Here is a 15,150-nt window from a genome sequence, read left to right on the forward strand (position 1 = left end):
ATGAGCGGATCAATGAACGATTCTGGAAATAAAACGCTGCTGTCCGTCCGCGATCTGTCCGTCGCATTCCGCCAGAATGGCGAGGAACGCATTTCTGTCGACCGGGTATCCTTCGACATTGCCGAAGGCGAAACGGTAGCGCTGGTGGGAGAATCGGGATCGGGCAAGTCCGTCTCGGCCCTGTCGATCCTGAAATTGCTGCCCTATCCGTCCGCGAGCCATCCTTCCGGGGAAATTCTCTTCAACGGTCGGGACCTGATGAAGGCCTCGGAGCCGGAACTGCGCCGTGTGCGCGGCAACGACATCACGATGATCTTTCAGGAGCCTATGACCTCGCTCAATCCGCTGCACAGCGTGGAGCGTCAGATCGGCGAAATCCTGAAAATGCATCAGGGCATGGGTGTCGAGGCAGCGCGGGCGCGAACGCTGGAACTTCTGCACGAAGTCGGCATTCGCGAACCGGAGAAGCGTCTGTCCGCTTTCCCGCACCAGCTTTCCGGCGGGCAGCGCCAGCGCGTCATGATCGCAATGGCGCTTGCCAACAAGCCGAAGCTGCTGATCGCCGACGAGCCCACCACCGCGCTCGATGTTACCGTGCAGGCGCAGATATTGAAGCTGCTTGCCGAACTGAAAGCCGCACAGGGCATGTCGATGCTCTTCATCACCCACGATCTCGGCATCGTTCGCAAGATCGCCGACAGGGTCTGCGTGATGAGCAAAGGCAAGATCGTCGAGACCGGGCCGACCCGGGATATTTTCGAGAACCCGCAGCATCCTTACACCAGGCACCTGCTGGCCGCAGAACCGAAGGGCGAACCGCCCGCCGCCGATCCTGCTGCCAGAACGGTGATGGAAGGCAAGGATATTCGCGTCTGGTTCCCGATCAAGAAGGGGTTTTTGCGCAAGACCGTCGACCATGTGAAAGCGGTGGACGGCATCGACGTGAACCTGCGCGCCGGCCAGACGCTCGGCGTCGTTGGCGAATCGGGTTCCGGCAAGACGACGCTTGGCCTCGCGCTTTCGCGCATGATCTCATCCAGGGGCGAGATCAATTTCGACGGGCGCGACATCGCGAAGTTCAGCTTCAAGGACATGCGCCCGCTGCGCCGCGAAATGCAGATCGTGTTTCAGGACCCGTTCGGGTCGCTGTCTCCGCGCATGACCATCGCCGACATCATCGCCGAAGGGCTTCTGGTGCACGAGCCGAAGCTTTCAGCGGACGACCGCGATGCGCGCGTGGTTGCCGCGCTTAACGAGGTGAACCTCGACCCGGAAACACGCTTCCGCTACCCGCACGAATTTTCCGGCGGACAGCGCCAGCGCATCGCCATTGCACGCGCCATGGTGCTGAACCCGAAATTCGTCATGCTGGACGAACCGACCTCGGCGCTCGATATGAGTGTGCAGGCGCAGGTGGTTGATCTGCTGCGCGCATTGCAGAAGAAACATGATCTCGCCTATCTTTTCATAAGCCACGACCTGAAAGTGGTGCGGGCGCTGGCAAATGACGTGCTGGTGATGCGCAATGGCAAGGCGGTGGAATATGGCGCGGCGAAAGATGTGTTTGCCAATCCGCAGACCGAGTACACCAAGACACTGATGGCAGCAGCTTTCCATATGGAGGCGACCGAAGGGGGAGTGAGGCAATGACCGATACCAAAGGCAATATCCTTCTGGCGATCACAGACTGGGACCCGGAAATCTGGCTGAAGACGTTTCGCGATCACGCGCCGGACCGTCCGGTGGTGACGGATCGTGCGGAAAACGATCCCTCCATCAAATATGCGCTCGTGTGGAAGCAGAAGCCCGGCTCGCTTGCCAACCTGCCCAATCTGAAGGTCATCTTCTCGCTGGGTGCAGGCGTCGATCATGTCTTCCGCGATGACCGGATTCCCGATGTGCCGCTGGTGCGCATCATCTCCGACGATCTCACCATGCGCATGACGGAATATGTCGTCTGGCAGGTGCTGGATCATCATCGTCTCGGACAACGCTATCGCAAGCAGCAGCAGAATCATGTCTGGCACGAAGATCGCCGCCAGCCAGCCGCGCATGAGGTGACGGTCGGAATCATGGGCCTTGGCGTGCTAGGCCGCGATGCGGCTGAAAAGCTCAAAACCCTTGGCTTCAATGTCACCGGCTGGAGCCGCCGTCCGCAGGAAATCGACGGCGTTCAGACCTATCATGGCAAGGACGGCTTTGCGAAATTCCTCAAGACGGCCGACATCTTCGTCTGCCTGCTGCCGCTGACGCCCGACACGAAGGGCATCCTCTCCATGTCGATGTTCGCGCAACTGAAGAGCGACGGGCCGCTCGGCGCTCCGGTGCTGATCAATGCCGGACGCGGCGGATTGCAGAACGAGGCGGATATTCTGGCAGCACTTGATCGCGGACTTCTTTCGGCAGCTTCCCTCGACGTGTTCACGCAGGAACCGTTGCCGGCCAGCAGCCCGCTCTGGGACCATCCGCGCGTGACGATCACCCCGCATGCGGCGGCAAGCTCATCCGCCACCGCCCTTGTGCCGCAGATCATCCGGCAGATCGAAGCCTTCGAGCGCGACGGGACGCTGGAGCACGTCGTGGACCGCAACACGCAATATTAGAGCGGTTCCTGTTCTGACAGAATCGCCGGAACCGCTCTAACTATTTGTCTTATCGCATTATCCAACGCATCGAAACGGGATAGGAAATCAGTCCAGTGAACTGATTTCCCCGCGTAAACGTTTCACACTTTTGCTGGAAATGCTCTAGAGCCGCCTTTGTAGTCTCTTTTCCCTCATCCTGAGGAGCCTCGTGAGCCTGTCGAAGGAGGCGTCTCGAAGGGCTGAGGGAAAACGCACAACGCCTGCCGTCAGCCCTTCGACAGGCTCAGGGTCACGGCGAAAAAAGACGCATAAGCCCTATCTAGTTAAGCAGTAATCCCAATCGTTCCGTCCTCGCCGACCGTCACCCGATGGCCGGCGAGTTGCTTTTGCGCCTCGCGATCGAGTTCAACGGCGACGGGCACGTCATGGCCCATTTCACGGGCAACGATGAGGCCAAGCAGCAGGATTGCATCAGGCTCGTGCAGGACAATGGCTGCGGGCGCGTGGCCGCTATGGACCAGTTCCAGCAGAACGGCAGCGGCTGACGACGAACCGATGGTTCCCGGGAGGCACAGCACGCGCCCGGCGATGCTTTGCCCATGTTCCGGATGGCGCACATCGGCAATCCGCCCGCTTTTCGGATCGACGCCGCCCCAGAAGCTGATCGGCGCGGAGAGAACCAGCGCCTCGGCATCAGCGGCCTTGCCAGTAACGAGTATAGAAGTTTTCCCAATACTCATGCTGCCTGTCTCCCGAAAACCGGCCTGCCAGCGACAGCGCTTTCCACGCATTCCTCCAGCGAACCGTAAAGCACGCCATAGCCGGTATTGCCGGGGGCATAATGGGCGAACTTGCCGGAATTGGTCATCAGGATGGCGTCATCCTTAGCTGGCAAAATAGGTGTGACGACGACGCAAGTATCGGCGACGATGACGACGCCTGCCCTTTCCAGCGCCTGCCTGCGCCCATCCTTCTCCAGCTCGGCCAGCGCATGGCGGCCCGTACAGGCATAGAGCGGGACAGCGAGCTTGCGTTGCGCTATGGCGCGCTCCAGACGGTCGAATTCCGTTATCGAAAGATGCGGACTGCCAATGGCGACCGCATCGATATGATCCACGCGCTCGACAGTCGAAAGCCGCTTGCGCGTCGCCTCGACCATGTCTCGCGTGACGCGGATGACGCCCTCCGGTTCCTGATGCTGCAAGGCCGTTTCAAGGTCGGGGGCTTCCGGCGTCACGCCCGCAATATGGAACAATCCGACCGCGCCCACCGATGCCGAGGCCGCACCAAAAGCCTTGAGATCATCTTCATCGGGGTGGACGGGACTGCCCGCGACGACACCGATATTCGTTCCCACGCTGCGACCGAACAGATTGCCGAGAATCGGCCAGGCCACCTCCGAAAACAGGAAGGCAGGATCGAGCGCCGAAATATCGATCACCACCGTAGCGCGGCGGTTTTCGGTGCGATGAAGACCATAATCGGGGGCGCGTCCTGCAATGGCGCAGGCGATATCCAGAAAATCGCCATAGCGATTGGTGCGCGCGCCCAGAACCGAATTGCAGAACACGACCGCATTGGATTCGCCCCATGCGACATCGGTTCCCTGTGCTGGCCTGTGGCCTGCCTGATAAGGCGCGCAGGTCCATGTCGGCTCGCAGCCGAGCTTGATGTAGGCGCGCATCATGCGCCTGGCCATATCCGCCTCGTGAGCTGGCAAAAGATTATGCGAACAGCCGGTCAGATCGATGGAACCGACATTGAGTGTGGCGCGCACCCTGACCTTCGCGCCGCCCTCTACAAGCTTCTCTGCAAAAAGCGTTCCGCTATCGCCGTGATAGAGCGCACCGTCGATATGCGCTGATGCGACAGGGATAAGACGCGGCGCACCCATCAGCCGCGCAGTTTCGGCCACGATGCGCATCGCCATCGCAGCGCCTTCCCCCTGATCGCCTGCGGCTATCGACCGCTCTTCATCGGTTAATGTCAGTGCCACACGTGATCTCCTTGCGCATGGTTATGGATGTGGGGCGGCTATAGCCCGGATGCGCGGTTTCCGCGATCTTGCGATATCCGAGCTTCTCAAACACCGCCCGATTGCGCGCAAGCTCGATACGCACCTGCAACTCAATCGAGGGCTTGCCTTTTGCAACCGCAACATCTGCCGCCTTTTGCATCAGCAATCGCCCAATGCCTCTTCCCTCAAAAGCGGATGCGACGGCAAGCTTGCCGAGATAAAAGCCCTCGGCCTTTTCCCGTATGAAGACACAGCCGACAAGTCTGCCATCAAGGAAGGCTGCAAAGCCGGTTTCTTCCTCGGCCTTCTGCCGCAAATTTTCTGCCGTCAGCAAACCTGCTGATGAGGCCGGATCGATCACGCCGTCCATATAGGCGAAGCTGTCGCGGATTATGCCAAGCAATTCTTCCCACTGCCCGAAATTCCCGCCAATAACTTCGACACGCAGAGCCGTCATTTCGGTTTGCGCGCCTTGTAGCGGATGGTTTCGAAGCGGACATTCAGCGCATTATAGAGCAGCAGCCGACCGACCAGCGGCTCGCCGATGCCCGTGATGAGCTTGATGACTTCCATTGCCTGCAGGCTGCCGATCACACCCGGCAGGACGCCCAGCACTCCGGCTTCGGCACAGGTCGGCACCGTTCCGGGCGGCGGCGCTTCCGGGAAAAGATCACGATAGGACGGGTTGGGCATGCCATCGGGGCTGTTTGCGTATGGCATCAGCACCGTGACCGTGCCGTCGAAACGGCCCATGGCGCCGGTCACCAGCGGGCGACCGACTTTGGCAGCGGCATCGGCCAGAATATAACGCGTGGTGAAATTGTCCGAACCATCCACCACAATATCGTAATTGCCGATCAGGGCTTCGGCATTGTCCGCATCGAGGCGGAGCTGATGCCCTTCTACCCTCACATGCGGGTTGATGCGGGCAATGGTGGCGAGCGCGCTTTCCACCTTCGGCTGGCCGACGCTTTGCGTATCGTGGATGACCTGCCGCTGCAGGTTGGACAGCGAAACCGTGTCATCGTCGATGATGCCGAGCGTGCCGACACCCGCCGCTGCCAGATATTGCAGCACAGGCGCGCCAAGACCGCCTGCGCCGACGATCAATATGCGGGCGGCCTTCAGCTTCTGCTGGCCCGGCCCGCCGATTTCCGGCAGCACGATATGGCGCGCGTAGCGTTCGAGTTCTTCGGATGAAAAGGGCTTCGATGGTGCGTTCATGGTCGGCAAACATATGCCTCTGCCGACCCGCTGTCAGCGGATATTTTGCCTCAGAGCGGGGTAAGCGTGCCAGCCGCCACATTGAAAAATTGCGCTTCCCCTTCAAGCGCCTCAAAAAGCGCCCGATCCGTGCCGGTCATGAAGGCTTGCCCGCCAAGCTCATTAAGGATGCCGAAGAGTGCGGCGCGGCGTCCCGTATCGAGATGCGCGGCGATTTCATCGAGCAGGAGTATGGGGGCCATGCCGGAAAGCTCCGCCGTCAGCCGCGCATGAGCAAGCACCAGACCGATCAGCAGGGCTTTCTGCTCACCGGTGGAACAAAGTGCGGCAGGCATCGCCTTGGGGCGATGCTGGACGATCAGATCGGTGCGATGCGGACCTTCCAGCGTGCGGCCTGCCGCCCGGTCGCGTGCGCGGCCATCGCGCAGGGTGCGTCGGAAATCCTCTTCAAGATCAAGCGCCGCCTCGACACTGATTCTCTGCTCAAGCGTTCCTTCCAGAAAGCAGTCAGCCTTGGGAAACGGTCCTTCGGCTGGCAGCCGCTCGATCATCGCCGCGATCAGGCGCATGGCTTCGGCACGGGCGGCTGCGATGGCCGTGCCAAGTTCAGCCATCTGGCTTTCTATCGCATCCAGCCATTGGTCGTCACCGTTGCCGTCGCTCAGCAACCGGTTGCGGCTGCGCATTGCCCGTTCATAATCGAGCACGCGCTTGCCGTGCGCGGTATCGATGGCGAGCACCATGCGGTCCAGAAAACGCCGCCGGTCGGAAGCGCCTCCGGTGAACAGCCCATCCATCGACGGCACCACCCAGAGAATGCGCGCATAATCGAGCAGATCGTCGCCGGAAGCGGCAATACCGTTGATGCGGACCTTGCGGCCACCCTCGCCGCCGCCAGCGGTGCCGGTGCCGATCTCGGCCTCGCCATAGATCATGCAATCAAGCGCGGCATGGATGGCAAAGCCATCGAGCGAACTGGTGCGTGCGACATCGTCATAAGCAGCGCGGCGCAGGCCGCGCCCCGGTGACAGAAAGGAAACCGCTTCGATCAGATTGGTCTTGCCGGAGCCGTTTTCGCCGGTCAGCACCACGTGGCCGGGGCCAAGCGGCAACGACAATTCCGCATAGTTGCGGAAATTGACAAGCTTAAGCCGCCGGATCGAAACGCGATCCGGGCGGCTTTGATCAGGCTCGGGCCTATTCACTTTTCTGTTCTTTAAACACGCATAGGCATGAGAACGTACAGCACATCTTCATCGCCCGTATCGCGCACCAGTGTCGGTGAACCGGCATCGGCCAGCATGAAGACCGCATCGGAACCCGAAAGCTGGCTGGTGATATCGAGCAGGTATTTCGAGTTGAAACCGATATCGAGCGGATCGGCATCGTAATCGGCAGCAAGCTCGTCGGTTGCGCTGCCGGAATCGGGATTGTTGACGGTGAGTGTCAACTGACCATCGGCGATGGAGAGCTTCACCGCGCGGCCACGTTCGCTGGAAATGGTCGAGACGCGGTCGACGGAGGCCGCGAATTCCTGGCGGCCAATGGTGAGCTTCTTGTCGTTGCCGGACGGAATCACGCGCTGGTAATCCGGGAAGGTGCCGTCGATCAGTTTCGAGGTGAGCACCACCGAGCCGACCGTGAAGCGGATCTTGGCGTCCGACAGTTCAACCGTAACGACCACTTCCGGCACGTCGACCAGCTTCTGCAGTTCGGCGACCGTCTTGCGCGGAATGATGATGCCGGGCATGCCTTCGGTGCCGGACGGCGCTTCCAGCTCGGCGCGCGCCAGCCGGTGGCCGTCGGTCGCGACAGCACGGAGCTTCAGCGCGCCATCGCTTTCGATGGCGTGGAAGAAAATGCCGTTGAGGTAATAGCGGGTTTCTTCCGTCGAAATCGCAAACTGCGTGCGGTCGATGAGGCGTTTCAGCGCCTGCGCCTCGATCAGGAAGGAGTGGGTGAAGGCGCCAGCGGTCAGTTCCGGGAAATCGGACTGCGGCAGGCACTGCAGACGGAAGGACGACTTGCCGGATATGACCGACATGGAACCGCCATCCGGGTTGGTCGAGAGCATGACTTCGGCGCCATCGGGCAACTTGCGGACGATATCGTAGAGGAGATGCGCCGGAACCGTCGTGGCGCCAGCCTGCTCCACCATGGCGGCCGTCGCTTCATTGACCTCAAGATCAAGATCGGTCGCCTTGAGCGCGAGGCTTGCGCCCTCAGCCTGCAAAAGCACGTTCGACAGAATCGGTATCGTGTTGCGGCGTTCCACGACGCGGTGGACGTGATTGAGAGATTTGAGAAGGTTCGATCGCTCTAGGGTAACACGCATGTTCAAACGCACTCGCTCGCTGGGACAGGGCAACTGCATCTGACGGGCAGGCAGGCGGCCCCTGTCGATAAGGCGCCCCGGGGCGCCAGAAGGTCCGTTAAAGTGGCAGATTTTTAAGGAGAAAAGCAAGCCCGCGCCGTGTCGGAAAGCGACAGGGCCCGGGCTTTTTGTTGATAACCGCCATTGATAGCGGGGAAGGTCGGATCGCCGCATCGACCTTTCCGAAAATCGATTCCGATTTTCGGGTCGATGCCGGGATACATACTAGAGCCGATGCTGAGCCCGTCAGGCTGCCTGATCGTTGATAAGGCGCTTGAGAAGCTCCAGTTCCTGGGCGAGCTTGGTATCGGCGCCGACCAGATCCTCGATCTTGCGCACGGCGTGCAGGACCGTGGTGTGATCGCGACCGCCGAAGCGGCGACCGATTTCCGGCAGGGAACGCGGCGTCATCATCTTGGCAAGATACATTGCCACCTGACGCGGCTTGACGATGGTGCGCGTGCGGCGGTTCGACAGCAGGTCCTGCTTCGAGACATTGTAATGCCGCGCGACGATGCGCTGGATTTCCTCGATGCGGATACGCTTCGGTTCGCCGACGCGGGTCAGGTGACCGAGCAGTTCATCGACGCGGTCGATGGAGATGTTCGGCTCGAAGGACTGGCGGAACAGAAGCTGGTTGAAAGCGCCTTCCAGTTCACGGCCCGATCCGGTGACGGTGCGGGCCACATGGGAGAGAATCTCTTCGCCAATCGTGAGGCTCGGATCTTCCGCCTGCGCTGCGGCCAGTCGGCGGCGCAGCATTTCGACGCGCATTTCATAGTCGGGCGCGGCCACTTCAAGCGCAACGCCGCCCTGAAGACGCGAACGGACACGCACATCAAGCGATTCCAGTTCGGAAGGCGCACGGTCGGCGGCGACAACGACCTGCTTTGCGCTGTCGAGCAACGTGTTCAGGAGATGGCAGAACTCGTGCTGGATCGACTTGCCCTGCAGGAACTGCATGTCGTCGATCACGAGAAGGTCGATATCGCGAAGCTGTTCCTTGAAGGACAGCGCATTGTTGTCGCGGATGGCGGTGGCGAAGCGCCACATGAAATATTCTGCCGTCAGATAGACGACGCGGGCCTTTTCCTGGCGCTGGAGCGCCGCGGCGGCGATCGCCTGCAGAAGGTGAGTCTTGCCGAGACCGACGGAAGCATGGATGAAAAGCGGATTGAAGCGAACGGCGCTGGAACCGGCTTCCGCAATGGTGCGGGCAGCGGCGAGCGCGACGCGATTCGATGCGCCATCGACGAAGCTGTCGAACGTATAGCGGGGATCGAGCGGCGAGCCGAGCACGGCACCCGAAGCCGCCGCCGATTCTGCGACGACGGCGGAACCGCGCTTGTCGCCCACCGGCTGGCCGCCAAAGGACTGGCCGAGCGGGAACACCATCTTTTCGCGCGGGGCGACGACCGGCTTGTTCTCGGAAGCTTCGCAGGCTTCGACCGGAGCGGCGCTGCGCACCACGCGGCTTACGCCACGTACCACGACTTCAACCTTCAGAATCTGCGGGTTTTCTTCCTGCCACAGCTCGGTCAGCAGTTCGGAATAGTGATTGTTGATCCAAGAGCGCAGGAAGGCCGTCGGAACCGACAGGCGGACAATGCTCTTGGAGATGTCGTCGAGCTTCAGACGACCGAACCAGCTGGAATAAATCTCGGTGCCGACGCGGGCTTTCAGCTTTGCCGTAAGGCGCTCGAAAACCTCATCACCAGCGTTGCCGCTCAACTCGACCAGGCTCTTGTCATTTCCGGTAGCAGAAGATCCGTGGATACGGTTCGCATGTGCATCATCACCCATCGTTGCCGTCGATTTGCCGGTCATCATTGCCATCGTCTCGCCTGCCTTCACATTCGTACGCGCCGTTTTCTGGCGCTTGTCATTTTTTCCTGTCCGCGCCGCGGATTATCATCCGTCTGGCCAGCAGGTACTCACTCACAAAGCCCGGCTCGAAAGCTCTGGGCCAAACACAAACTCAAACGGTCCCATCAGGACCAACACCCGGATACTCCTTCCCGGCGACCTTTTTACGACTCACAACACTTTTATCGGAGGCTGATTGCCCGGAAAGAAATCCGCCACAACCATTCAATTGTCGGGGACATGCCTAAAACGGCATTCCGGTTAATGAATGGTAAGCAATCAACCATGAGGATCAGGACCTTACGACCAGAATATAACACCCGCGGGCTGTGACACCCACGCCGACAAACTCGTTATTTGATGCTAACTCCGGGCCGATGGCCCACCCCTCTTATGTCCTGACTTTAGCGAAGCCTCGCAGCAAAGGGCAAGCCTCAGAAAACCACATTTTTTTACTGAAAGCTCTTGCAGGGCCTCCCCACAACAGGGGGGAATCGGATGCCAGCGAAATAACACCTTTGGATTCAATGCGTTTTCATAGGACAATTTTTAGGTGGTCCTGATATGTTCCGTCCGAAAAATAAATTTAAAAAAAATTCTTGACTCAAACCCACTTCCGAGTCCCTAAACCCGCCTGTGGATAACAGTGGATAAGAATCTGCAACCATTTGAAAATACTAATCAAATCAACACTCACAGGATTGACGCCCCTCTCAAAAATTCCAGCTAGTCATTGAAATATCTCTTCAATTGGAGATGGAAAGAAAGAACGCAGGTTGTCCAAAAAACGCTCAAAAAAGAAAACCCGGCTAACAATGAGCCGGGTTTCGAAACTGATCCATAAGAATGGATGAATATTAGGCGTTGAGAGCCTTAACGCGATGGGCAAGGCGCGAGACCTTACGCGAAGCGGTATTCTTGTGCATCACGCCCTTGGAAGCTGCGCGCATCAGCTCAGGCTCAGCAGCCTTGAATGCGAGTTCTGCAGCCTGCTTGTCGCCGCTCAGGAGAGCGTCTTCGAGCTTACGCACAAAGGTGCGAACGCGCGAACGGCGGGACTTGTTGATTTCGGTGCGGGCAGCGATCTTGCGCACTGCCTTCTTGGCCGAAGGAGTATTGGCCATAAATGCCTCTCTTTTTTCTGTCAGCTAGCCAGGGGCAAAAACCGCCGGGCACAAAACCTCTAGGGCAGCCGAGAAAAATCCTTTGGGCCGCCGATCCGTGGGCGGGCTTATAGATCAGCTTTGGGGCGGCGTCAACGTGGATTCTGCCCCAAAGGTCGATCACAGAGCCGCAAATCCGGCCCAAAAGCCCAATAAAAGCCCAATAAAAGCTCAGCGGAAGCAGCCGGAAGACTTCCACGACGCCCTTGTCGGGGCAGCCTGTTGGCCGCCAAACCGATCAATCAGCGATTCTTGAACGATGGCGTGCGCTTGTCGATGAAGGCCGCCATGCCCTCCTTCTGGTCTTCCGTCGCAAACAGGGAGTGGAACTGGCGACGCTCGAAACGAAGCCCTTCGCTCAGCGTCATTTCATAGGTGCGGTTGACCGCTTCCTTGACCATCAGCACGGAGGGACGCGAGAAGGATGCAATGCGTTCGGCAGCCTTCAAAGCCTCTTCCAGAAGTTCTTCCGGCGCGACCACCCGCGAGACCAGGCCGCTGCGTTCGGCTTCCGCCGCATCCATCATGCGTCCGGTCAGGCACATATCCATTGCCTTGGACTTGCCCACATAGCGGGTGAGACGCTGCGAGCCGCCCATGCCGGGCATGACGCCGAGGGTGATTTCGGGCTGGCCAAACTTGGCGTTGCTGCCGGCAATGATGAAATCGCACATCATGGCAAGTTCACAGCCGCCACCGAGCGCATAGCCCGAAACCGCCGCGATGATCGGCTTGCGGACACGGTCCACCTTCTGCCAGTCGGCGAACATGTCCTGAAGATAGGCGTCCACGAAATCGATAGGCTGCATTTCCTTGATGTCGGCACCTGCGGCAAAAGCCTTTTCGGAGCCGGTGAGGACGATTGCGCCGATCTTGCCGTCCGCATCGAAAGCGCCGAGAGCTTCCGTCAATTCCTCAAGCACCTTGCGGTTCAGCGCATTGAGCGCCTGCGGACGATTGAGACGAATGAGGCCCACGCTGCCGCGCGTCTCAACGATGATCGTATCATAGGCCATGAATTTGAACTCCTCCATCAACGGCTGGCTGGTTGGCGGGCAAAGTGGACTGGCAGGACTTCTTTTTCAAGCATTCATTGCTGGCAGGAGGCACAGAAAAAAGTCGAACGTCCCGACTGTACCGCCCGTTCCACAAAGCCGTTGCAGGCGGGATTTCGGCAAGGCTCGCCCTCGCGACCATAGACGGAGAAGGAGTGCTGGAAATAGCCGAGCGCGCCATCTGCCTGAATATAGTCCTTGAGGGTTGAGCCGCCTGCGGCAATGGCTTCCGCAATCACCGTTCGAATGTCGGAAGCAAGCCGCTCCATGGTTTCTGGGTCCTGTGCGACAGAACCGGCGGCACGCATCGGCGACAGGTGGCTGCGCCAGAGTGCCTCGCAGACATAGATATTACCGAGACCAGCTATCAGCCGCTGGTCGAGCAGCGCGGCCTTGAGGGGTGCCTTGCGGCCCGCGAAGAGTTCCGACAGGACAGTGCCCGAAAGCAGATTGCCCGTCGGCTCTATGCCAAGGCCCGCAAGCAGCGGATGACTGTCGAGCGTGCCTTCTTCGGCAAAGAGCATGAAACCGAACCGTCGCGGATCGTTATAGACCACGCGGGCAGCGCCGCCATCGGCACGCTGAAGGTGAAACACCACATGATCATGCGCACTCAGCTTGGAACGCTCGTGATGGAACTGGCCGGGCGTATCGCCACCCTCATCCGTCTCGATGCGAAACGACCCCGACATGCCCAGATGGCTGATGACGGAAAGGCCGTCATCAAGATGGATCGTGAGATATTTTGCGCGGCGCCCGAGCGCCGAAATGCGCCGGCCCGAAAGACGTTGGGCAAAACGGTCTGGAAAGGGAAAGCGCAGGTCCGGGCGGCGCTGTTCGACCTGGCTGACGGTCGCGCCTTCCATGACGGGCTGCAGACCACGGCGAACCGTCTCGACCTCTGGTAATTCGGGCATTGAAAACTGATCCTGAACAAGAGCCGTGCATCGGCTTTGCCCTTATATGTTGAGTTTTGCCCGCAATGCCAAGATGCTCAGCAATTGGTGCAGGGGATCGTGTTCGTATAGCGCGGCGCCAGATAATAGGTTTCGCTCATCGGAATGCTCGTGGAAATCCATGAATTGAGCGGCTTGTAGTCAAGTTCGACATCGACCTTGATGAAATAAGAACCTTCACTCACGAGCGTGGAGGGAATAGTACCGGTGCTACCCTTCTTGACGGCAAAATCCGCCGCATTGGCGTAGGACCAGTCGACTTTCGGCGTCAGGTTGTTGGCGGCGCCATAGATCCTGATCGCGGTGATCCTTATCTTCGGGCTGGTCCGCCCATAGGGCAGAAGCGAAGCCCGGCTGATATTGAACATGTCGTCCAGATCATTCTTCGTGACCGACAACTGGCGGGCGACCAGATCGGCAAGGGCACTCGCCGAGCGCGACACTTTCTTGTTCGTATCCACCCCATCGGCAAGGTCGACGGAACCCAGGTAAATCAGAAGCAGGAGCGGCGCGATGAGCGCGAATTCAACCGCTCCCAGGCCGCGCCGGTCACTCAGAAAATTCCGAAGATAGTTACGCATGACAATGATCGCTCCGGTGATCGCTCTGAGGATCCCTCTGGAATGCATCCCGAAAAGTTTGAACCGGTTTCGGGGCGCGTTGGTTATCTCAGTTCGGGAAAGGCTCGTTCTGCCAGGTAAGCGTTGCAAAAAGCGGCATCGTGCCGCCTGCAGCATGGGGACTTTGCATCAGATAGAGGATGTTCGTCAGCACCGGCCATGCGTAAACAACGTTGAGCTGGTTGATGGTGGAGGTTCCGCTCGTCCCGGTAATGCCCGTCCGCGTGAGCTTGCCCTCTTCATCGAGAATCGTGTCCGTCGGAACCTGGCCGAACCCTTCATAGGTTCCAAGATTGAACGAAAGATTGGGACAGCCGGACGCGACCATGAACTGCATCTGCTGACAAAGTTCATTGCGCAGGGCGTCCACGCTGATCGGTGCGTCTTTGATCTGGATGCCTCCGATCCTGCCCGACGTCTGCAACTTGCGAGCCACGGTCTCCGTCGCATTGGCTATGACCTGGCGTGCCGCAAAACTCACGCCGATCTCGATCGTCGCGAAGACGATGAGGAGGAACGGAACGATGAGCAGCACGAATTCCACCGCTGCCACGCCATTTTGCGCACGAGGGAAACGGCGCAGGCATACGCCCACCCGCGCAAGGCGACGCGCCAAGATCTCCAATGTCATAACCCCACCCAATTCTGCCTGAACTCGATCAAGAATTCGATTGGGCGTATGGTTACAACAGGACAACCTGAAAGAGTATTAACGCAAGCGCGGCCTCACGCACGAATATCGCTATTTGTCGTCGAAGCCGTTCTTCGTTGAGGCTTTTTCGCAATAGGGTGTGCAGGAAAGCGTTTGCACTTCGGCCTGCCGATAAATCCGCGTCGTTCCGCGTGTGTTGCGGGAGACGACCAGTTCACGGTCGAGGATCGGTTCGCCCTGCTTGTCCATGACGACGATATTGGTGACGCCGAAATCCTTGCCGGTCAGGACGATGGTTTGTGCGTCCTGAACGACTGCATCGGCGATCGACGGATTGCCGATCACGACGCTGTCGGCGGGACGCGCCAGCCGCAAAATACGCGCCTGGCTGGTTTCAAGGGCGATATAGTCTTCCGCGGATGCCGGTGCGACCGCAATCACGGCCATGAAAGCCGCGCCCATGGCAGGCACCACGCCGAAGCCACCCAAAGAAAACAAACGACGCCCCACGCGACATTCCCCCGCTGATATAATGGGCCAAGCTCATGAAGCCCCATCAATATAATGAGCAAAGAATGAACGGGATTGGTGAAGGAAGAATTAAGTCGCCACCCATCAGTGCAGACCGTGCCCGCAAT

The 15,150-nt window shown here is 59.2% G+C and carries 15 protein-coding genes; 2 read left to right on the top strand and 13 right to left on the bottom strand.

Annotated features, from left to right (window positions below; genetic code table 11):
• Together ABWW28_RS14070 and ABWW28_RS14075 are read left to right on the top strand one after the other, a co-directional pair.
• On the top strand, positions 1-1,650 hold the full coding sequence (locus ABWW28_RS14070; protein WP_192798276.1) for an ABC transporter ATP-binding protein: 1,650 nt from the start codon (positions 1-3) through the stop codon (positions 1,648-1,650).
• The gene (locus ABWW28_RS14075) at positions 1,647-2,603 is read left to right on the top strand and encodes a 2-hydroxyacid dehydrogenase (protein ID WP_021587662.1); all 957 of its coding nucleotides are present in this window, start codon (positions 1,647-1,649) and stop codon (positions 2,601-2,603) included. Before ABWW28_RS14070 ends, ABWW28_RS14075 begins: the two co-directional genes overlap by 4 nt.
• Before the next feature lie 305 nt (positions 2,604-2,908).
• Here the strand turns inward: ABWW28_RS14075 and ABWW28_RS14080 are convergent, their stop codons facing one another.
• From ABWW28_RS14080 to ABWW28_RS14140, 13 genes are all read right to left on the bottom strand, one after another.
• On the bottom strand, positions 2,909-3,325 hold the full coding sequence (locus ABWW28_RS14080) for an aconitase X swivel domain-containing protein (protein ID WP_265974941.1): 417 nt from the start codon (positions 3,323-3,325) through the stop codon (positions 2,909-2,911).
• Positions 3,322-4,581, bottom strand: coding sequence for an aconitase X (locus ABWW28_RS14085; protein ID WP_253176155.1), 1,260 nt, complete (start codon positions 4,579-4,581; stop codon positions 3,322-3,324). Before ABWW28_RS14085 ends, ABWW28_RS14080 begins: the two co-directional genes overlap by 4 nt.
• Complete coding sequence (locus tag ABWW28_RS14090; RefSeq protein ID WP_112672454.1) at positions 4,559-5,059, bottom strand: GNAT family N-acetyltransferase; 501 nt, start codon at positions 5,057-5,059, stop codon at positions 4,559-4,561. Before ABWW28_RS14090 ends, ABWW28_RS14085 begins: the two co-directional genes overlap by 23 nt.
• Positions 5,056-5,826: a molybdopterin-synthase adenylyltransferase MoeB gene (locus tag ABWW28_RS14095; RefSeq protein ID WP_112672452.1), complete on the bottom strand. Its 771-nt coding sequence runs from the start codon at positions 5,824-5,826 to the stop codon at positions 5,056-5,058. Before ABWW28_RS14095 ends, ABWW28_RS14090 begins: the two co-directional genes overlap by 4 nt.
• Before the next feature lie 50 nt (positions 5,827-5,876).
• The gene (gene recF / locus ABWW28_RS14100) at positions 5,877-7,031 is read right to left on the bottom strand and encodes a DNA replication/repair protein RecF (RefSeq protein WP_006465721.1); all 1,155 of its coding nucleotides are present in this window, start codon (positions 7,029-7,031) and stop codon (positions 5,877-5,879) included.
• A gap of 11 nt (positions 7,032-7,042) precedes the next feature.
• On the bottom strand, positions 7,043-8,161 hold the full coding sequence (gene dnaN / locus ABWW28_RS14105) for a DNA polymerase III subunit beta (protein WP_112672450.1): 1,119 nt from the start codon (positions 8,159-8,161) through the stop codon (positions 7,043-7,045).
• A gap of 285 nt (positions 8,162-8,446) precedes the next feature.
• On the bottom strand, positions 8,447-10,030 hold the full coding sequence (gene dnaA / locus ABWW28_RS14110; RefSeq protein WP_025090663.1) for a chromosomal replication initiator protein DnaA: 1,584 nt from the start codon (positions 10,028-10,030) through the stop codon (positions 8,447-8,449).
• An 893-nt stretch (positions 10,031-10,923) separates the two neighbouring features.
• Positions 10,924-11,190, bottom strand: a complete 267-nt coding sequence (gene rpsT, locus ABWW28_RS14115; RefSeq protein ID WP_006465717.1) for a 30S ribosomal protein S20 — start codon at positions 11,188-11,190, stop codon at positions 10,924-10,926.
• Between the two features lie 281 nt (positions 11,191-11,471).
• Positions 11,472-12,245 carry an enoyl-CoA hydratase gene (locus ABWW28_RS14120; protein WP_112672446.1) on the bottom strand — a complete coding sequence of 258 codons (774 nt, stop codon included), beginning with the start codon at positions 12,243-12,245 and terminating at the stop codon, positions 11,472-11,474.
• A gap of 74 nt (positions 12,246-12,319) precedes the next feature.
• Positions 12,320-13,201 carry a bifunctional DNA-formamidopyrimidine glycosylase/DNA-(apurinic or apyrimidinic site) lyase gene (gene mutM / locus ABWW28_RS14125; protein ID WP_112672444.1) on the bottom strand — a complete coding sequence of 294 codons (882 nt, stop codon included), beginning with the start codon at positions 13,199-13,201 and terminating at the stop codon, positions 12,320-12,322.
• A 77-nt stretch (positions 13,202-13,278) separates the two neighbouring features.
• Entirely contained in the window at positions 13,279-13,821 is a 543-nt protein-coding gene (locus ABWW28_RS14130) for a TadE/TadG family type IV pilus assembly protein (RefSeq protein ID WP_112672442.1), read from the bottom strand.
• Between the two features lie 88 nt (positions 13,822-13,909).
• On the bottom strand, positions 13,910-14,491 hold the full coding sequence (locus tag ABWW28_RS14135) for a TadE/TadG family type IV pilus assembly protein (protein ID WP_100647724.1): 582 nt from the start codon (positions 14,489-14,491) through the stop codon (positions 13,910-13,912).
• A 111-nt stretch (positions 14,492-14,602) separates the two neighbouring features.
• A complete protein-coding gene (locus ABWW28_RS14140) occupies positions 14,603-15,022 on the bottom strand; it encodes a pilus assembly protein N-terminal domain-containing protein (RefSeq protein ID WP_112672440.1) in 420 nt (139 codons plus the stop codon).
• Positions 15,023-15,150 lie beyond the last annotated feature (128 nt).

The sequence above is a fragment of the Brucella sp. NBRC 14130 genome, from assembly GCF_040371715.1.
Taxonomy (GTDB): Bacteria; Pseudomonadota; Alphaproteobacteria; order Rhizobiales; family Rhizobiaceae; genus Brucella; species Brucella intermedia.